General features: G+C 35.1%; 19 protein-coding genes. 16 read left to right on the forward strand and 3 right to left on the reverse strand.

The genetic code is table 11. From position 1 onward, the window contains the following. Nucleotides 1-8: 8 nt before the first annotated feature. The 8 genes from smc to rplS all read left to right on the forward strand — a co-directional run bounded on the left by smc (nucleotide 9) and on the right by rplS (nucleotide 9,007). A complete protein-coding gene (smc, locus tag FHL06_RS01525) occupies nucleotides 9-3,554 on the forward strand; it encodes a chromosome segregation protein SMC (protein WP_153384486.1) in 3,546 nt (1,181 codons plus the stop codon). Nucleotides 3,555-3,563: 9 nt separating this feature from the next. Then, the gene (gene ftsY, locus FHL06_RS01530) at nucleotides 3,564-5,087 is read left to right on the forward strand and encodes a signal recognition particle-docking protein FtsY (RefSeq protein WP_153384487.1); all 1,524 of its coding nucleotides are present in this window, start codon (nucleotides 3,564-3,566) and stop codon (nucleotides 5,085-5,087) included. Between the two features lie 2 nt (nucleotides 5,088-5,089). Further along, complete coding sequence (gene ylxM, locus FHL06_RS01535; protein ID WP_153384488.1) at nucleotides 5,090-5,431, forward strand: YlxM family DNA-binding protein; 342 nt, start codon at nucleotides 5,090-5,092, stop codon at nucleotides 5,429-5,431. 9 nt (nucleotides 5,432-5,440) lie between these two features. Next, nucleotides 5,441-6,877 (forward strand): signal recognition particle protein, encoded by a 1,437-nt coding sequence (ffh, locus tag FHL06_RS01540; RefSeq protein ID WP_153384489.1) that lies wholly within the window; start codon nucleotides 5,441-5,443, stop codon nucleotides 6,875-6,877. 90 nt (nucleotides 6,878-6,967) lie between these two features. Further along, entirely contained in the window at nucleotides 6,968-7,240 is a 273-nt protein-coding gene (gene rpsP / locus FHL06_RS01545; RefSeq protein ID WP_057740148.1) for a 30S ribosomal protein S16, read from the forward strand. Nucleotides 7,241-7,299: 59 nt separating this feature from the next. Beyond that, a complete protein-coding gene (gene rimM / locus FHL06_RS01550) occupies nucleotides 7,300-7,815 on the forward strand; it encodes a ribosome maturation factor RimM (protein ID WP_153384490.1) in 516 nt (171 codons plus the stop codon). After that, nucleotides 7,815-8,543: a tRNA (guanosine(37)-N1)-methyltransferase TrmD gene (gene trmD, locus FHL06_RS01555; RefSeq protein WP_153384491.1), complete on the forward strand. Its 729-nt coding sequence runs from the start codon at nucleotides 7,815-7,817 to the stop codon at nucleotides 8,541-8,543. The genes rimM and trmD overlap by 1 nt, the downstream gene beginning before the upstream one ends. A gap of 113 nt (nucleotides 8,544-8,656) precedes the next feature. Next, entirely contained in the window at nucleotides 8,657-9,007 is a 351-nt protein-coding gene (gene rplS, locus FHL06_RS01560) for a 50S ribosomal protein L19 (protein WP_153384492.1), read from the forward strand. 202 nt (nucleotides 9,008-9,209) lie between these two features. Here rplS and FHL06_RS01565 read toward each other — a convergent pair whose 3' ends face one another. Then, on the reverse strand, nucleotides 9,210-9,653 hold the full coding sequence (locus FHL06_RS01565; RefSeq protein ID WP_153384493.1) for an ASCH domain-containing protein: 444 nt from the start codon (nucleotides 9,651-9,653) through the stop codon (nucleotides 9,210-9,212). A gap of 135 nt (nucleotides 9,654-9,788) precedes the next feature. On the opposite strand from FHL06_RS01565, the gene FHL06_RS01570 reads away from it, so the two are divergent. Together FHL06_RS01570 and FHL06_RS15075 are read left to right on the forward strand one after the other, a co-directional pair. Continuing rightward, nucleotides 9,789-10,655, forward strand: coding sequence for an ROK family protein (locus FHL06_RS01570; protein ID WP_153384494.1), 867 nt, complete (start codon nucleotides 9,789-9,791; stop codon nucleotides 10,653-10,655). Between the two features lie 740 nt (nucleotides 10,656-11,395). Continuing rightward, complete coding sequence (locus tag FHL06_RS15075; protein ID WP_420360957.1) at nucleotides 11,396-11,653, forward strand: transposase; 258 nt, start codon at nucleotides 11,396-11,398, stop codon at nucleotides 11,651-11,653. Between the two features lie 479 nt (nucleotides 11,654-12,132). Here the strand turns inward: FHL06_RS15075 and FHL06_RS01580 are convergent, their stop codons facing one another. Continuing rightward, entirely contained in the window at nucleotides 12,133-12,750 is a 618-nt protein-coding gene (locus FHL06_RS01580; RefSeq protein WP_153384496.1) for a histidine phosphatase family protein, read from the reverse strand. A 326-nt stretch (nucleotides 12,751-13,076) separates the two neighbouring features. On the opposite strand from FHL06_RS01580, the gene serC reads away from it, so the two are divergent. Together serC and FHL06_RS01590 are read left to right on the forward strand one after the other, a co-directional pair. Next, nucleotides 13,077-14,162: a 3-phosphoserine/phosphohydroxythreonine transaminase gene (gene serC / locus FHL06_RS01585; RefSeq protein WP_153384497.1), complete on the forward strand. Its 1,086-nt coding sequence runs from the start codon at nucleotides 13,077-13,079 to the stop codon at nucleotides 14,160-14,162. Next, nucleotides 14,162-15,331, forward strand: coding sequence for a 3-phosphoglycerate dehydrogenase family protein (locus FHL06_RS01590; protein ID WP_153384498.1), 1,170 nt, complete (start codon nucleotides 14,162-14,164; stop codon nucleotides 15,329-15,331). Before serC ends, FHL06_RS01590 begins: the two co-directional genes overlap by 1 nt. 53 nt (nucleotides 15,332-15,384) lie before the next feature. Here FHL06_RS01590 and lexA read toward each other — a convergent pair whose 3' ends face one another. Next, nucleotides 15,385-16,008 (reverse strand): transcriptional repressor LexA, encoded by a 624-nt coding sequence (gene lexA / locus FHL06_RS01595; protein WP_153384499.1) that lies wholly within the window; start codon nucleotides 16,006-16,008, stop codon nucleotides 15,385-15,387. Between the two features lie 94 nt (nucleotides 16,009-16,102). Here lexA and FHL06_RS01600 point away from each other — a divergent pair, with 94 nt between their 5' ends. From FHL06_RS01600 to purK, 4 genes are all read left to right on the forward strand, one after another. Next, a complete protein-coding gene (locus FHL06_RS01600; protein WP_153384500.1) occupies nucleotides 16,103-16,345 on the forward strand; it encodes a DUF896 domain-containing protein in 243 nt (80 codons plus the stop codon). A 62-nt stretch (nucleotides 16,346-16,407) separates the two neighbouring features. Beyond that, nucleotides 16,408-16,629 (forward strand): YneF family protein, encoded by a 222-nt coding sequence (locus FHL06_RS01605; RefSeq protein ID WP_153384501.1) that lies wholly within the window; start codon nucleotides 16,408-16,410, stop codon nucleotides 16,627-16,629. A 293-nt stretch (nucleotides 16,630-16,922) separates the two neighbouring features. After that, entirely contained in the window at nucleotides 16,923-17,405 is a 483-nt protein-coding gene (gene purE, locus FHL06_RS01610) for a 5-(carboxyamino)imidazole ribonucleotide mutase (RefSeq protein ID WP_153384502.1), read from the forward strand. Next, the gene (gene purK / locus FHL06_RS01615) at nucleotides 17,398-18,528 is read left to right on the forward strand and encodes a 5-(carboxyamino)imidazole ribonucleotide synthase (RefSeq protein WP_238333938.1); all 1,131 of its coding nucleotides are present in this window, start codon (nucleotides 17,398-17,400) and stop codon (nucleotides 18,526-18,528) included. The genes purE and purK overlap by 8 nt, the downstream gene beginning before the upstream one ends.

The raw sequence follows: 18,528 nt of genomic DNA on the forward strand, positions 1-18,528 counted from the left end.
TTGAATTTATGCCATTAAAATCATTAACGATCAATGGGTTCAAATCATTTGCTGATAAAACAAAGATTGATTTTACTAGTGGAATTACTGGTATCGTCGGACCCAACGGGAGTGGAAAATCAAATATTACTGAAGCTATTCGTTGGGTCATGGGCGAACAATCAGCAAAGAGTTTACGTGGAGACAAAATGGTCGATGTGATTTTTGCTGGGAGTGCCACACGTCCGCAAATGAATCGTGCAGAAGTGATTTTAGAATTTGATAATCGTAATAAAGAATTAAAATCAGAACAAGAAAATCTCAATATTTGTCGTCGTCTATTCAGAAATGGCGATACTGAATTTTTAATTAATAATAAACAATGTCGCTTGCGTGATATTACTGAATTATTTATGGATTCAGGAATGGGCAAACAGTCATTCTCAATTATTTCTCAAGGTCGAGTTGAAGAAATCTTTAACAGTAAACCAGTCGAAAGAAGAAGTATCATTGAAGAGTCAGCTGGAGTTTCTTTATTTAAGCAAAAGAAGCAACAAGCTGAAAACAAAATGACCGAAACCACAGATAATTTGCATCGTGTCTCTGATATCGTTTCAGAATTATCGAAGCAAGTTGAACCATTGAAGAAGCAGGCTAGTATTGCTCGAGATTATAAAGATCAAAAGCAAAAATATGACAGTATTTATCAAAAGATTTTGACGATTGAAATCAAAAATTTGTCGGCTCAAAAACGTCAAGTTGAAAAAGATTTGCGTGAAGTTAAGATGAGTTTGCAAAATATCTCTTCAGAAGTTACGAAGTCTAATAAACAAGTTGAAGAGAATAATATTGCTATTCATGAGCTGACGGATAAAATTGATGCCGAACAATCTAAATTGATTGAATCAACTAGGAAATTAGAAGTTTTTAATGGTCAAATTGCCGTTGCAGACCAAAGAACTGACTTTAATTCGACTAATAAACAAACTTTAAGCAATCAATTAGAGACTTTGCAGCAACAAAAAGAAGCCAATCAAAAGAAATTAATTGCTTCAAATCAGAAAATGACCTCATACAAGGAACAAATTGCTGATTTTGAAAAGCAGTTGCGAGAGATTCAACAACTTAAAAAGAAGACTCCGGAAGATATTCAAAAAAATATTGAAGACCTACGGAATTCTTATGTTAATTTGTTGCAAGATCAAGTCTCAAATAATAATGAGCAAAAATTTTCTAATCGCCAATTAACACGAGTTAAGGCTAATTTAGATGAACAAAATTCAAGATTAGCTGGGATTCAAAATGATTTAGCTTCTTCTGAAACTGATAAACAGGGAACTAGTCAAAAAATTCAAGCTTTAATCAATGACAATCAAAGTTTGATTAAGCATGATCGAGAATTGACCAATTCAATTGAAACAATCACTGAAACTGGTAAAAAAGAGAATCAAAATTATTTAAAGATTTTAGAGAATCTGCAGGAAATTAAGGCACGTAAAAAAGTTCTCGAAAATATGGAACAAGAGCATGCTGGTTTCTTTGAAGGTGCTAAGCATGTTTTAAACAACAAAGATAAGATTGCAGGTATCGTTGGAGCCGTAGCTGAATTAATTCGTGTTCCCAAAGAATATCAGCTAGCAATCGAAACGGTAGTCAGCAATCAATTGCAATCCATCGTAACTGAAAATGAAACTGCTGCTAAAAAAGCGATTGCTTTTTTGAGACAAAGTCGTGGCGGTCGCGCAACTTTTCTACCAATCAATATTATTCAACCGCGAAACATTTATACTAATGACTTGAACAAAGCTAAAGCAGTCGCAGGTTTTGTTGGTGTCGCTAGTGAGTTGGTTTCATACGATGATAAGGTTTCAAATATTGTTCGAAATATTTTGGGGAATTTATTGGTAGCAAAAAATATTGATCAAGCTACCAAAATTTCTGCTGCGGTCAGTCGAAAATATCGGGTAGTTACTTTAGATGGTAATGTCGTCAATGCTGGGGGTTCTTTAACTGGTGGTCAACAGCGTCGAGTCAATTCTAGTATTTTGACTAGAAAAGATGAGCTGGCCTCTTTAACTAAAGAATTATCGAAGCAAGAATTGTTGATGGATCAAAAACAAAAAGCTGTGCAAGATTTGCGCAATGAATTGGTTAAAGTTAATGCTGAAAAGAAGACAGTCGATGAAAAATTGGCTAACTTTAATCAGCAAAAGAATCAACTGGAACAAGCTGACTCAACTTATCAAAATGAAGTAAAGCATTATAATGAACAAATTGAAGTTATTAAATATAACTTGTCGCAAAATCAAACTGAACAAACTGAATTAGAAAAGAACTTAAAGCAACAAAATGAAACTGCTGAAAAAATAAAAGCTGAAATTGAGCAGACTCAAAAAGAAATCAATCAAAAGCAAAAACTCTTGACTGACTTTGACGCTGAATTAAGTTCTGTCAATGAAAAGCAACAAGATAAACAAACTAAATTGGCTGTTTTGAAAAATAATTTTGCTAATGAAACAACGCAAAACAATGATTTGACTGATTTATCAAATAAAACTCAAAAACAAATTGCTGATATTAAGAGCAGATTGGAAACTCTGGATTCTGAAAAGAGTCAATTGGATTTAAGCAATGCTGAAGTGAAAACTCAGATTACAAAACTTCAAAAAGAAATTGCCACTTCTAAAGAAAGTTTAGCTTCTTTGAAGGATAAAAGAGCCAAAGAACAAGCTAAGTCGAGTGATTTGAACAATAATGCGCAACGTAGTTTTGATTTGCAAAAAGCTGCTTCTGACCAACAGGAAAGTCTGGCAATCAAGAATACAAAGTTCTCTAACCAAATTGATTCAAGGCTTGATACTTTGTCGCAGGATTATCAAATAACTTATGAGGCATCGTTACAACAGCTGAAACAGGCTGATTATGATGCTGACGAGTTACAAAAAGAGGCTCGGTTGTTGAAGATGGGAATCGATGAGTTAGGAACGGTCAATTTATCATCAATTGAAGAGTATGATAAAGTTAAAGATCGTTATGAATTCTTGACTCAGCAACAAAATGATCTTTTGCAAGCTCGAGCTCAATTATTAGAAACAATGACTGAAATGGACAAGGAAGTAACGACTCGTTTCAAGAAGACTTTTGATCAAGTCAGCGATGCTTTTGAGGATATTTTTCCACAGATGTTTGCTGGTGGACGAGCCAAATTGGTTTTAACTGAACCGAATAACTTGTTAGAATCAGGTATTGAGATTATTGCTCAACCACCTGGGAAGAAATTCCAGCGAATGAGTTTATTATCTGGTGGCGAAAAAGCCTTAACGGCGATTACGCTCTTGTTTGCTATCATAAAAGTTAAACCTGTGCCATTTTGTATCTTAGACGAGGTTGAAGCTTCGCTTGATGACGCCAATGTCTATCGTTTTGCAAATTACCTAAATCAATATGACAATAATACAGAATTTATCGTGATTACTCACCGTAAGGGTACAATGATGAATGTCAATCGTTTATATGGGGTAACGATGGAAGAGTCCGGTGTTTCAAGGATGCTGTCTGTTAAAGTTAAAGAATAGGAGTTAAATATGGGATTATTTGATCGAATTAAAAAAGCCTTTACTGGTAAAGATGATTCAAAAGAAGATTTAGAAAAAAAATCTCAAGAAGAGGAAGCTACAAAAGAATCTGCGGAATCTGAAAATAATCAATCTGACCAAGAAAAGTCTGACCAAAAAGAAGAATCCAGTGATACTGCTTCTAAAAAAGAATTAAATGAAAATAATGCACCAAAAGAATCTGCAGAAGAATCGACCAATGAAACTTCAGATGAATCAAATGATGAAGGTACTAGTAAACCAGCAGATGATAATAAGGAAACTGAACCAGTAAACAAATCTGTCGAAGAGGCATCTGAAGAAAAGACGGTTGAAACTTCTGAAGATACAACTAAAGAGTCAAAACCAGAATCAGAAACAAAAGAGTCTGTTGAACCTAAGTCTCAAGTTGAAGAAGAAGCAAAACCAGAAGCAAAAGCAGAGTCACAAACTCAAACTACAGATGAATCTGAAGAAACAACGAAGACTTCAAAGCAAGCAGAAAACCCAGATAAAAATGAAAATCAGGTTTCTGAATTTGAAACTGAAGCAAAAGAGCAACAAGATGACATCGAAGAATACGATAAGGGTCTCAAAAAGAGTCGTAATTCATTCAGCGCTCGGTTTAATCGTTTCATGGCTAATTTCAGAAGCGTCGATGAGGACTTCTTTGATGACCTTGAAGAATTATTGATTGAATCGGATGTCGGGTATGAAACAGCTATCAAAATTTCTGATGAGTTGCGTGAAGAAGTTAAATTGGAAAATGCCAAGAAACGTTCCGATGTTTCTAATGTCATTGTTAAAAAATTAGTCGATATGTATGGCGAAGAAGGCAAAGAAGAGGATAATTCCTTAAAATTCAGTACCGACAAAACGCCTACAGTCTTCTTGTTCGTTGGAGTTAATGGTGCCGGAAAAACAACGACTGTTGGCAAGTTAGCTCACAGATATCAACAAGAAGGTAAAAAAGTGCTTTTGGCAGCTGCTGATACTTTCAGAGCTGGTGCGATTGAACAGTTGCAAGAATGGGGCAAACGTGTCAATGTACCCGTTCAAGCAAGTAAAGCTCACACTGATCCTGCTTCAGTTGTTTATGATGCCGTTCAACGTGCTCAAAAAGAAGATTTCGATATCCTCTTAGTAGATACAGCTGGTCGTTTACAGAATAAACAAGGCCTGATGAGAGAACTTGAAAAAATCAAACGAGTTATCAGCCGTGAATTGCCACAAGCACCTCAAGAAGTTTTATTAGTCTTAGACGGTTCGACCGGACAAAATGCCTTGAGTCAAGCAAAGCAATTTAAGGACACGACTGACGTAACCGGAATTGTTTTGACTAAACTGGATGGAAGTTCTCAAGGTGGTATCGTTTTAGCCATCAGAAACGAACTGCATTTAGCAGTCAAATTAGTTGGTCTTGGTGAACAAATGGACGATTTACGCGACTTTGATCCTGAAAAATTCATCTATGGATTGTTCAAGGAATTGATTGTCGGGTCATCTGATAAATAGCTATGGATATAGATGAGACGACACGAGTAAATTTGTTGTATAATTTTTATCAATCACTATTGACCAAGAAACAAAGTCGGTACATGGATCTTTATTATGTAGAAGATTTTTCTTTAAGCGAGATAGCAGAGCAACTAGAAGTATCTCGTCAGGCGGTTTTAGACAACTTGCATCGCTCGGTCAATTTGTTAGAATCGTTTGAAAAAGAATTGGGTTTAGTTGAAAAAACTCAAGAAATCGATGATATTTCGGAACAATTGGATCAGTTAGTTCAAAAAAAATATCCACGTGATAAAGAACTATTAAAACTAGTAAAAAGAATTTCTAAAATAAATGAAATGTAGGAGTAGAATATGGCTTTTGAAGGATTAAGCGAACGTTTACAAAAAGTGTTCTCTTCTTTAAAGGGAAAAGGTAAGCTCTCTGAAGAAGATGTTCGTAAAGTAATGCGTGAAGTACGTATGGCTTTACTTGAAGCTGATGTTAACTTCGATGTTGTAAAAACCTTTGTCAAAACAGTTCGAGAACGTGCTCTAGGCGCTGAAGTTATGGAAAGCTTGACGCCTTCGCAACAAGTTATCAAAATCGTTGACGAAGAATTAACCAAATTAATGGGACAAGAAGCTGTTCCGTTGAATAAAGCACCACATATTCCAACAATCATCATGATGGTTGGTCTTCAAGGTGCTGGTAAAACTACCACGGCTGGTAAATTAGCTAACCGTTTAAAGACGACTCAAAAAGCTCGTCCATTATTTATCGCTGGAGATGTTTATCGTCCCGCTGCTGTTGAACAATTGAAAACGATTGGTCAACAATTAGATGTTCCGGTTTATGATGAAGGAACTGAGCACGATCCAGTTGATATTGTTAAAAATGGGCTCAAACAAGCGGCTGAAAATAAGAATGACTATGTCATTATTGATACCGCTGGACGTTTGGAAATCGATGAACAATTGATGAATGAGCTTCAAAGAATCAAAGATTTAGCTCATCCAAATGAAATCCTTTTCGTAGCTGACTCAATGACTGGTCAAGTTGCTGCTAAAGTTGCACAAGGATTTGATGAACAACTCGATATTACTGGTGTCGTCTTAACTAAGTTGGATGGTGATACCCGTGGTGGTGCTGCTCTATCAATTCGTTCTGTCACTGGTAAACCAATCAAGTTCATTGGACAAGGTGAAAAATTAGACCAATTGGATGTCTTCCATCCTGATCGTATGGCTAACCGTATCCTCGGTATGGGTGATATGTTGACCTTGATTGAAAAAGCTCAAACTGATTACGATGAAAAGCAAGCTAAAGAAGTTGCTGAAAAAATTCGTGAGAACAGTTTCGACTTCAATGACTTTATCGACCAAATGGACCAGATTCAAAAAATGGGACCTTTGGATGAAATCATGAAGATGATTCCAGGAATGGCTAATAATAAAGCTTTGGCAAATATCAATATCGGTGAAAAAGATATTGCTCATTTGAAAGCTATCGTTTATTCAATGACGCCTAAAGAACGTGAAGACCCTGACCTTTTGAATCCATCAAGACGACGCAGAATCGCTAAAGGTTCTGGTCAAAGCGTGCAAAATGTTAATCGGATGATTAAACAATTCAAGCAATCACGCGACATGATGAACAAGATGAGTAAAGGTAACATGTCTGGCATGGACCAACTAATGGGTAATGGTGCTTCTGGTCGTTTGGTTAAAATGGCAATGCACTCTATGGTTAGAAAGAGCAAGAAACGTAAGAAGAAGCGCTTAAAGAAGATTAAACGTTTTAAATCATAAAAAAATCCGATGGTGTAAAGAAAAAAACTTTACAGCACCTATTTTTTTGTGTATACTAACGAAGTTAAGTATTTAGGAGGAAACAAACATATGTCAGTTAAAATCAGAATGAAACGTATGGGTAGTAAGTTAAGACCATTTTATAGATTAGTTGTTGCAGATTCACGTTCACCACGTGATGGCCGCTTCATCGAACAAGTTGGTTACTACAACCCAATCTCACAACCAGAAGAAATCAAATTAGACGATGACAAGATCGTTGAATGGTTAAACAAAGGTGCACAACCTTCAGATACTGTTCGTCACTTGTTGAAACAACACGGAATTATGCAAAAGTTCCACGAAAGCAAGTATACTAAATAGTAATTTATGATGGGACCAGACATGTTTGTCGCGGTCCTATTTTTATTCACGGAGGAAAAATGACCGAAAAATTATATCGAGTTGGTACAATCGTCAATACTCATGGTATTAAAGGCGAATTGCGAATAGTCCCCATTACAGATTTTCCAGAAGATCGTTTTAAAGCTGGTGCTAAGCTTTATTTGAAAAATAAAGAACAGATCAGTGAATTTACCGTCGAATCATCACGTCCACATAAAAATTTTGTTTTATTGAAATTTAAAGGCTATGACAATATCAATGACGTTGAAAAATATGTTAAGTCAGAATTATTTGCTAGCGGTGAAGAAACCCCTAATTTAAATGAGGGCGAATTTCTCTACAAACAGATAATTGGTTTAACAGTTATCGACAAAGATTTGGGCGAAGTTGGTAAAGTAACGGAAATTATGGAATTAGGTTCAAACGACGTTTGGGTCGTCAAAGGTCCTAAATATAAAGAGGTTTTATTGCCTTATATTGAAGACGTAATTAAAAAAGTCGACCTTGATAAGGGAATTGTCAAAGTCGAAATACCGGATGGATTGATAGACTAATGGATATTACAATTTTAAGTATTTTTCCAAGAATGTTTAATGCACTAAACGAATCTTTGATTGGCAAGGCGCAAGAAAAAGAGCTTGTGAATATTGATGTCGTGGATTTTCGCAAGTTCACGACTAATAAACAAAATCATGTGGATGATTCGCCATATGGTGGTGGAGCAGGGATGCTCTTGCAAGCTCAACCAATTTACGATGCAATGGATTTTGTTGAAAAAGAAAAGCCAGGTAAAAAACGGGTCGTTTTGTTAGACCCAGCTGGAAAAACTTTTAACACAAAAATGGCACAAGATTTTGCTAAAGAAGACCAATTAGTCTTTATCTGTGGGCATTATGAAGGCTTTGACGAACGGGTCAAAGATTTAGTTACCGATGAAGTTTCCATTGGCGATTACATCCTAACAGGTGGAGAATTGCCTACCATGAGCATGATCGATGCTACTTTGCGCTTTGTGCCCGGAGTATTAGGTAATTCATTTTCGGCAGAGGAAGAATCATTTTCCCATGGACTGTTAGAGTACCCTCAATATTCGCGTCCAGCCGATTTCCGTGGTAAAAAGGTGCCCGAAGTATTAACTAGTGGGGATCACGAAAAAATCCGTCTCTGGCGTTTAACGCAAGCTTTGAAAAAAACCCTAGAGCGTCGTCCTGATTTATTAGAGTCTACAGACCTGACAGATGAGGAACAAAAGCTCTTGCACAAAATTCGTCAGAATTATTAGTTTACAATTAAGTTCAAATAAAGTATCATATTAAGAGTGTTTGAACGCACATATTAACGATATTCCGCTGTATGTCAGAGATATATAAGAGTGTCGGCAGGGAGAAATTATTTATGAATAAATTAATTCAAGATATTACAAAAGAACAATTACGTTCTGATATTCCTGACTTCCGTAGTGGTGACACTGTTCGTGTACATGCTAAGGTTGTTGAAGGATCACGTGAACGTATCCAACTATTCGAAGGTGTCGTAATCAAGAGACATGGTACAGGTATCAGTGCTACTTATACTGTTCGTAAGGTAAGTAATGGTGTTGGTGTTGAAAGAACATTCCCATTGAACACACCTCGTGTAGAACAAATCGAAGTTATCAGACATGGTCGTGTACGTCGTAGCAAGCTTTACTACCTACGTAACCGTACAGGTAAGGCTGCACGTATTAAGGAACTTCGTCGTAACTAATACGTTAGTAAATTAACTTGATAAAAATAAACTGTCATGCTCGTAAAAGAGATGACAGTTTATTTTTTTACGCAAAATATATCAATTTTATATATTAAAATTGATAAAAATTCTCTTAATTTTTCAAAGACTTTGCTTTATTGACTATTAAATGGCAAACTAAATCATGTTAAATAAAAATTTTTAGTATTTTATTTTTCCATTAGTAAATACGTTTGAAGACCTCACACAAACAAGGAATCTCATCATTAAATTCCTTGCCAGATTCTTGGTATTCTTTTCTAAAAAAATCTTCATGGACTTTACGCCAATAAGTTAAGGTTTTGTCACCTTCGCCTTCATGGTAGGCATGTTCAGCACTGACGTATTTAAAAGGAACGACTTCAGTAACGACAGTTTTTGTAATGCAGATAGGATTTTCTTGACCGTCCAAGATGATGTTATAATCTCCAACTTGAGGCAAGTACTCATTAGGCTCATATAAATCGTAAGATGATGTCGTTGCGGTTTTTACGCCATCACAAACTAGATTGGCTAATTTATCTGGTTCAGCACCAAAAGACGAAATATCTCCTAATGGGTAATAGAGTGAATTCTTGTCTTGCAAAAAATTGAACCAATAATCGTGGATTTTTTCTTTGTCCATACTGCGCACCTCATAATATCAATATATTTTTATTAAAACACACCTTAATAAAAAGATAAATTTAATTAGGAATTTTGATTTATGGGTATTTGAGTATCAAACTGAATAATAAATAAATTTAGGATGGATTATATTATGAAGCAAATTATAACCATCGATGTTGGTGGAACTAGCATCAAATATGGTTTATGGAATCATAAGTATCGAAACCTAAGCTCAAAAGGAAAAATTAAAACACCTGATAATCTTGAAGATTTTTATCAAGTGCTAGAAATAATCGTTGCTAATTTCAGCGATGAACAAATTGATGGCGTTGGTCTCAGTATCCCTGGTGCTGTTGACCAAAGACGAGGCATGATATGCGGAATCAGCGCTTTGCCATATATTCATAATTTTCCCATTCAAGCAGCTATTGAAGAACGTTTAGGCTTGCCTGTAACAATGGAAAATGATGCTAATTGTGCAGCTTTAGCGGAGATTTCGATGGGCGTTGCTACGCATATGCAAAATATTATTTTCGTAGTAGTTGGAACTGGTGTTGGCGGGTCAGTAGTAGTCCATCGCCAAATTGTTCATGGAAGCCATCGCTTAGGTGGAGAGTTTGGTATGATATTAGGGCATGGAAATAAGCGTTTGAGTTTTCTTGGAACCGCGGTCCACATGGCACAAGATTATAATCGGGCTAACCAAACTAATTTAACCGGCAAAGAAGTGCTCCAATTAGCTGAAAATGGAGATAAGAAAGCTCAAAAGTATACTAAAAGCATGTTTTATAATCTTGCTAAAGTAATTTATAATTTACAATTTGTGATTGATCCAGAAGCAATCGTCATCGGTGGTGGCGTGTTAGAGAATCAATATTTCCTCGATACTTTGGAATCAACGATCAAAAATTTAGTTGAAAATATTGAAGACATCAAATTGATTCCTCATCTAATTCCCGCAAAGTATCACAATGATTCTAATTTAATAGGTGCAGCTTATAATTATTTTTATGGTTAAGAGTATAACTAGCTTTTGAGTATTAAAACAGATAACTTAAGATAAAGTGTAATATGACGTCCTCCATAGCAAAGCAAATTTGGCTGGAACGAAGTGGGCACGACTTTAAGCCTTTGCCAAGATTAGGCAAAGTCTTAAAGCTCGGCCTTATTCTAAGCAATAAATTGCTAAGAATAATTTCACATCTGAGCCAATTTGCTTTGCTATTCCGGACTAGATAGTGGTTTTGTTTTTAAATCAAATAGCAAAAGCATTCGTTTAGATAAGAGAGTTTATCGACTTTATATTTAAATGAATGCTATTTATGATTTGAAAATATTAGAATAGACGGTAAGTGACATTATCCAATCGGGAGTATCAATGATTCATAAATTTTTAAATACGACCCCTCAAAAAATAAAAGAACTAGGCACAATTAAATGTAAAAAAATCGGTTACCAATAATTATGAGAACATCATGTACAAAATGATGTTGGCAGGATACTCAGATACGATCATTTTCTTGTATGTATTGAGTAAGTGATATGATAAAAATCAAACAACGTTTTGGTCCTGCATGTACACTATTGGTAAAAATAATTTCAAGGGTGAGAAACAGAGGGTTAACACCACTTAGTTCTAGAATCAAGATATCCAAAAGATATCACTATAATTAAATATAAATGTATGATAAACAATTTACTAAAAAATGATCCAATGACTATAAGTACAAAGATATTATTGAATCTAATTTTCCAATAATTAAAAAGTTTTCGGAAATTTATTCTGCAATAATGAGGACCAATGTAAAGGCAATATATAATTTTGTAAAAAAATATAGTAAGTCCGAAATATCTTCATTCATTAACTCTGGTTTCGTTGAAGGCAATAACAACAAAGTCAAACTTATGGGACGAATTGTATACGGTGAAACTAATTTTGACAATTTATTTAAGAAATTTAGGCTAGTCCTTTTGGGAACATCAGATGAATTAAATATAGATGAATTCCTTAATTGAATATGTCCCTTTATTAAAGTAACCAACCTCTTCCATGAATCGATAAATCGCTAAGTACAATTTCAGTACTGATCATTCACAAAGCTGCCACTGCCGATTGGATAACGTCATTCATTATTTATTTCAAGTAATTCCAAATCAAATAAGCATCTATCTAGATAGTCGACAAACTGTTATCTAGACAGGTGCTTTTTGCTTTAAGATATTAAAAATAAAACCACTATCCAGTCCGGAATAGCAAAGCAAATTGGCTCAGATGTGAAATTATTCTTAGCAATTTATTGCTTAGAATAAGGCCGAGCTTTAAGACTTTGCCTGATCTTGGCAAAGGCTTAAAGTCGTGCCCACATCGTTCCAGCCAAATTTGCTTTGCTATGGAGGACGGCATATTACACTAACTAAAATGAAAAATACCTTGATTTTAATTACCTTTTCTTACTCGATTTAAGCAAGAAAAGATATGTTATGTTTCAAAATTTTCAATACAATTGATTATAGTATTCGAGGTAAAATTCGTTTGTCTTAGGTAAGACGGTGATTTTGGAAATACTGGTGTTGCGCGGTTCTGGTAAGGCCATCACATCTTTAGGCTGTAAAATATCTAAAGCTGCCGCCTTAACAGTAAAACCATGCGTAACACAAATTATTTTCTCATTAGGATATTTATTGGCCATTTCTTTAATGAATTCATCGACTCGTTTGATAACATCATCAAAAGTCTCACCATCGGTAGCATATTTAACATACATTGGTAAGACATCATTGAGATAGTCGTTATAAGCATCGGGATGGATTTTTCTAAGATCAGCATTTTTTTGACCATCCCATTGGCCGTAAGAAATCTCCACTAAGCGCTTATCGTAACTGACTGGCAGGTGAGCTGATTGGTTCAAAATAGCTGTCGTTTGCTTAGTTCTCTCTAATGGACTAGAAATTACACGGTCGGCAAAACTGATATCAAAGTTGTCGGCTAATTTTTGAGCTTGCTTTTGACCATTTTCATTAAGATAAGTGATTTCTGTGTTGATAGTTCCTTGTTTCATCTTCATCACGTTGGCTTTAGTCTGTCCGTGACGAATAAAATAAAATTCTGTCATTTTTATTCCTCTTAAGTTGTTTTTACAATGAATACATTAAGCAAATTATACAATATTTACTCCATTGATAGTTGACAATTAAAAATGAAATGTTAAAGTGTCTTTAAGTTAATTGGAGGTATTTTAATATGATAAAATTTAATATTAATAATTTAACAGTCTCCTCCAAGTCTACACGTTATACATGTAGGCTTATTAACTGACACAATAAACCTCATGTATGTAAGACAATTACATCTGTGAGGTTTCTAAAAATTAGAATTAATAATCCTCACAGAATATTGTCTGTGGGGATTTTTATTTTAATTTAAAAGGAGCTTTTGAATATGGAAGTATACAATTTTTCAGCAGGGCCAGCGACTTTGCCCAACTCAGTGATTCAACAAATTAAAGATGATTTGCCATCCTATAAAAATTCTGGAATGAGTGTTATGGAAATCTCTCATCGATCAGAATTGTTTGAAGAAATTATTCAACAAGCTCAACAAGATTTACGAGGTTTATTACAGATTCCTGATAATTATAGTGTGCTCTTTTTTCAGGGTGGCTGTACCTTGCAATTTAGTGCTGCACCATTAAATTTAGCAATAAAATATCATCGAATTGCTCTATTAGATAGTGGTCACTGGGCAATTAGAGCGATGGAAGAAGCTAAGAAAGTCAAAACTACGGTTGATATTTTAGCTTCTACAAAAAAGAACCATTATTCAAGATTGCCAACTTTGAGTGATTTTCCTCAAGATGAGTACGATTATCTACACATTACAACTAATAATACGATTGAAGGGACAGCTTATAAAAAAATTCCCCAAATAGGACAGACTCCTGTGGTAGCTGATATGTCATCTAATTTTCTTGGACAAAAATATCAAATTACGGATTTTGGATTAGTAATGGCAGGAGCTCAAAAAAACCTTGGAATAGCTGGTTTAACCGTTGTAATCGTCAAAAATGATTTATTTGCTCATGCTAAAAATTTGCCAAGTATGTTAGATTATCAACTTTTTTCTCAAAAAAATTCCATGTTCAATACGCCACCAGTTTTTGCAATTTATGTTGCTGGATTAGTTTTACGATGGTTGAAGCAACAAGGTGGAGTTTTGGAAATGCAAAAGCGTAATCAGAAAAAATCTAATTTGTTATACGATTTTTTGGATGAATCAAAACTTTTTACAGCACCTGTGAAAAAAGCAGACCGTTCTTTAACAAATGTTGTTTTTGTAACTGGTGATAAGTCAATCAATAGTCAATTGATAGCCCAAGCAAAAGATTATGGACTTTTAAATATTAAAGGTCATCGATTAGTCGGTGGAATGCGAGCCAGCTTGTACAATGCTATGCCTTATGCAGGAGTTGAAAAGTTGGTCAGCTTTTTAGGAAAATTTGAAAAAGATTATTGGGGGAAACACTAATGTATCAAGTTAAAACTTTTAATGCGATTGCCAAAAGTGGTTTAGAAATTTTTACAGATGATTTTCAAATCAATCAAACAGATAATCCTGATGCTTATTTGATTCGTTCGGTTAACTTATTGAATCAAAATTTGCCTCAGAACTTAAAAGCCATTGTTAGAGCTGGTGCTGGAGTTAACAATGTTCCTTTGAAACAAGCAACTAAAAAAGGAATAGCTGTTTTTAATACACCAGGCAGCAATGCAAATGCAGTTAAAGAATTGGTGATTTCCTTGATGATTGCTACCACTAGAAATCTTTTTTCAGCAAATGAATATTCAATAGCCCATGCTCAAGCGGATATTTCACAAAGAACCGAAAAAGATAAGACCAAATTCAACGGCAGTGAATTGGCTGCAAAAAAGTTAGCTGTGATTGGTCTGGGTCATGTTGGATCATTGGTGGCAAATGCAGCCATGCAATTAGGAATGAAGGTCATTGGTTTTGATCCTTATTTATCTACTAATGGAGCCTGGCGAATTGATAATAAAGTTAGGCGAGTCGATTCGATAAAAAAAGCTGTTCAAAATGCTGATTTTGTGACTGTTCACGTACCCAAAAATGATGCAACAATCGATTTAATTGGGACTAAAGAAATCGATGAAATGAAGGAAAATGTCATTTTATTTAATTATTCAAGATTAGGGATAATTAATAATAAAGCAGTTGTAAAAGCACTTCGTCATCAAAAAATCAGTCATTACTGTACTGATTTTGGAGAACCTTTGATTGCAGGAAATTCTTCGATTACAATCACGCCTCATATTGGAGGTTCAACAATTGAAGCTGAATCTAATGGTGCCACTCAAGGAGCAAAAACGGTAATGGATTATTTGGAATCAGGGGATACTAAACATTGCGTCAACTTGCCGAATCTTGAAGTTCCATTTGAAACAGAATTTAGAATTACGGTGATTCATCAAAATATTCCTAATATGGTTGGTCAGATCAGTACCCAAATCGCCAATAAAAAAATCAATATAGAGAATATGAGTAATGCAGCAAAAGGAGAAATTGCTTATACGATTGTTGATGTTGACAATTTAAAAACAAATGATATCGACGAATTGAAAAATGCTTTAGAGTCGGTTACAGAAGTTTATCGTGTTCGTATAATTAAGCATCAGTAAAAAATACGAAAAAAAAGATTGCTAACTTTTCAATCAGCAATCTTTTGATAGTTTTAAAAAATTTGTGAACGGTATAAGCCAACAACTTTGCCGAGAATTTCAACATTATCCAAAATGATTGGATCCATGGTATCATTTTCTGGTTGAAGGCGATAATGACCGTGTTCTTGATAAAATCTCTTACATGTTGCTTCGATGTCTTCAGTCATTGCAATAATGATTTCGCCGTTATTGGCAAAATTTTGCTCATGGACGATGACGTGATCGCCATCGTAAATTCCAGCATTGATCATACTTTCACCGTGAATCTCAAGCATGAACAATTCGCCAGAATCACGATTCAAGTCAGGTGGAATTGGGAAATAACCGTCAGGGTTTCTTTCAGCGGTAATTGGTTGACCAGCGGCAACAGCACCCAAGATAGGGATTTGTTTTGACTTGATTCCAATAGAGTTTAGACCGGCACCAGTTAACTCGATTGCTCGAGGCTTGGTAGGGTCACGTTGAATGAATCCTTTTTTTTCAAGACGAGATAGGTGACCATGAACCGTTGATGTTGAAGATAAATCTACGGCTTCGCAAATCTCTCTTACAGTTGGCGGATATCCATGTTCATCTAAATAATCATAAATGCATTGTAAAATTTTTGACTGTTTAGAGCCTTCAGCTTTTGACATTAGAACACCTCATTGTTAATATCTTAAATAGATTGTATCAAAATTTGAATACAAGTTCAAACAAGTGTTCGATGTAATGAGGAGAGACAAAGTTATGAACGAACAAGATGAGTTGTTAAAGAAGATTAACGAACTAGCTCACAAGGCTAAAGCTGGTACTATTACTAAAGAAGAAGAGGACCAACAAGCTCAATTGCGTAAGGAATACCTCAAGAATTTCCGTGCAAGTTTTAAGTCTCGATTAGAAATGTTGAGAGTTTATAATAAAGAGGGGGAAGAAGTTACTCCGGAAAAAGTTCGCGAAATTCAACGCAAAAAGGGATTACGTGACGATTAAGGCTTTCAATTAGGGAGTTTTTTTTGTAATATTAATAGATGTATGGAAAGGGTGAAACATAAATGGGAACAACTATAGTCGTTGGTATTTTAGCTCTATTGGTTGGTTTAGTTGGTGGTTTCTTCGCTGCCAGATGGTACATGAAGAAATACTTCCAAGATAACCCACCAATCAGTGCGGATATGATTAAGCAAATGATGGCTCAAATGGGACAAAAACCATCACAGAAGAAACTTAATCAATTGATGAGTACCATGAAGAATTCACAAAAGAAGAACAAGTAAGATATTATTTAGGATAATAGTTTTTGATTATTTTCTTAAATTGAAAAGGACTTAAAAATCGTATAACGATTTTTAAGTCCTTTTTTTTTTTGCATAAATCAAGAGAATATCTTTATATTAAATCATTAATTAATTCCGAACTTTAAACTGTATTATTTAAATTAAATTACAAATGAAACCGATAAGTACGAATAATTATTAAAAATAAAAGTATAAAATTCGTATTTACCGTTGAAACCTAACGCATATCTTGGTAAACTTTGAATACCAAAGCAAGAAAGGTGGAATTTTTAATGAGTGATGTCGCAATCGTAATGGGCTCGATTTCTGATTTAAAAGTTATGCAAAACACGATCGATGTCTTGGATGAGTTGGGTGTAAGTCACCAAACCAAAGTTATTTCAGCACATCGAATGCCTCAAGAAATGTTAGATTTTGCAAAAAAAGCTGTGGATGATTTCCAGGTAATTATTGCTGGTGCTGGTGGGGCAGCGCATTTGCCGGGGATGATTGCTTCTTCGACAGTCTTACCTGTAATTGGAGTTCCGGTTCCTTCTAAATATTTAAAAGGAATGGATTCATTATTATCAATTGTTCAAATGCCAGCTGGAGTTCCAGTAGCAACAGTTTCGATTGGTGAGGCAGGGGCGAAGAATGCCGCGATTCTTGCTACAAAAATTTGTGCTTTGAAAAATGAAGCTTATCAAAAATCCTTAGTTGATTATCAGCAACAAATGCACGATAAGTCACTGGAAAGTGGGAAAAATCTTGACTAAAAGCATATTGCCTAATTCCACGATTGGAATTATCGGTGGCGGTCAATTAGGTCAGATGATGGCTTTTGAAGCTAAAGCTATGGGTTATAAAGTTATTATTCTTGATCCTCAAGAGAATTGTTCCGCTGCCCAAGTTTCTGACGACCAGATTGTCGCCAATTATGACGATTTAGAAAAATTGATTGAACTAGCTAAGCGTTGCGATGTCTTGACATATGAGTTTGAAAACGTTGATGCTAAAGCAATTAATGAAGTTAAAAAATATACTCAAGTTCCTCAAGGTACCAAAGCTTTAAGCGTGACGCAAAACCGTGTTTCTGAGAAAGATTTTATTGAACAAAGCGGCTTTCAAACTGTTCCTCACGTCGTAATTAAAAATATCTTCGAATATCATCGAGGCATCGAAAAATTAACTGCTCCCGTAATCTTAAAGACCATTAGAGGCGGCTATGATGGGAAAGGTCAAATACTAATCGAAGATCCAGATGACGTTTGTTATGCCGATATTGAAGAATTGTTGATGCAAGGTCCATGCATGTTAGAGAAGAAGATCAATTTGAAAAAAGAAGTTTCAGTTGTAGTTTCTGCTAATAGTGATGGTCAAACTTCAATTTTTCCCATTATTGAAAATGTTCATCGTCACAATATTTTGCACCTCAGTACTTGCCCAGCTCAATTGAGCGAACAAGCCAGTCAACACATTTACCAAGTTGGCGAGACTTTGGCTAAGGAATTGGAACTAGTGGGTACGATGTGTATTGAATTTTTTGTTTCAGATGACGATGAAGTGTTTGTTAATGAAATTGCACCGCGACCACATAATTCCGGTCATTTAACGATTGAAGCTTGCAATATTTCACAATTCAATAGCCATATCAGAGGCGTCTGCAACTTACCAATGCCTGAGGTCGAACTATTTAAACCAGCTTTAATGGTTAATTTATTAGGACAGCACTTAGAAAATGCGAAAGCTGAATTGAATTTGCATCCGGAATGGAACTTCCATGATTATGGAAAAGATGCCATTAAAGAAAATCGTAAGATGGGACATATCACAGTTTTAAGCGACAATTTAACACAAGCAAAACAAGCTATCGAAAATAATCCAATTTGGAGAGTGTAA

The organism is Companilactobacillus halodurans, assembly GCF_009600985.1.
Classification (GTDB): Bacteria; Bacillota; Bacilli; order Lactobacillales; family Lactobacillaceae; genus Companilactobacillus; species Companilactobacillus halodurans.

Excerpts from the sequence above, each read along its gene's own strand:
- FHL06_RS01600 (WP_153384500.1), top strand. The coding sequence starts at position 16,103 with ATGAACGAACAAGATGAGTTGTTAAAGAAGATTAACGAACTAGCTCAC.
- serC (WP_153384497.1), top strand. The coding sequence starts at position 13,077 with ATGGAAGTATACAATTTTTCAGCAGGGCCAGCGACTTTGCCCAACTCA.
- smc (WP_153384486.1), top strand. The coding sequence starts at position 9 with ATGCCATTAAAATCATTAACGATCAATGGGTTCAAATCATTTGCTGAT.
- FHL06_RS01605 (WP_153384501.1), top strand. The coding sequence starts at position 16,408 with ATGGGAACAACTATAGTCGTTGGTATTTTAGCTCTATTGGTTGGTTTA.
- rimM (WP_153384490.1), top strand. The coding sequence starts at position 7,300 with ATGACCGAAAAATTATATCGAGTTGGTACAATCGTCAATACTCATGGT.
- purE (WP_153384502.1), top strand. The coding sequence starts at position 16,923 with ATGAGTGATGTCGCAATCGTAATGGGCTCGATTTCTGATTTAAAAGTT.
- FHL06_RS01580 (WP_153384496.1), bottom strand. The coding sequence starts at position 12,750 with ATGACAGAATTTTATTTTATTCGTCACGGACAGACTAAAGCCAACGTG.
- trmD (WP_153384491.1), top strand. The coding sequence starts at position 7,815 with ATGGATATTACAATTTTAAGTATTTTTCCAAGAATGTTTAATGCACTA.
- FHL06_RS01570 (WP_153384494.1), top strand. The coding sequence starts at position 9,789 with ATGAAGCAAATTATAACCATCGATGTTGGTGGAACTAGCATCAAATAT.
- ylxM (WP_153384488.1), top strand. The coding sequence starts at position 5,090 with ATGGATATAGATGAGACGACACGAGTAAATTTGTTGTATAATTTTTAT.
- FHL06_RS01565 (WP_153384493.1), bottom strand. The coding sequence starts at position 9,653 with ATGGACAAAGAAAAAATCCACGATTATTGGTTCAATTTTTTGCAAGAC.
- FHL06_RS01590 (WP_153384498.1), top strand. The coding sequence starts at position 14,162 with ATGTATCAAGTTAAAACTTTTAATGCGATTGCCAAAAGTGGTTTAGAA.
- ftsY (WP_153384487.1), top strand. The coding sequence starts at position 3,564 with ATGGGATTATTTGATCGAATTAAAAAAGCCTTTACTGGTAAAGATGAT.
- rplS (WP_153384492.1), top strand. The coding sequence starts at position 8,657 with ATGAATAAATTAATTCAAGATATTACAAAAGAACAATTACGTTCTGAT.
- rpsP (WP_057740148.1), top strand. The coding sequence starts at position 6,968 with ATGTCAGTTAAAATCAGAATGAAACGTATGGGTAGTAAGTTAAGACCA.
- lexA (WP_153384499.1), bottom strand. The coding sequence starts at position 16,008 with ATGTCAAAAGCTGAAGGCTCTAAACAGTCAAAAATTTTACAATGCATT.
- ffh (WP_153384489.1), top strand. The coding sequence starts at position 5,441 with ATGGCTTTTGAAGGATTAAGCGAACGTTTACAAAAAGTGTTCTCTTCT.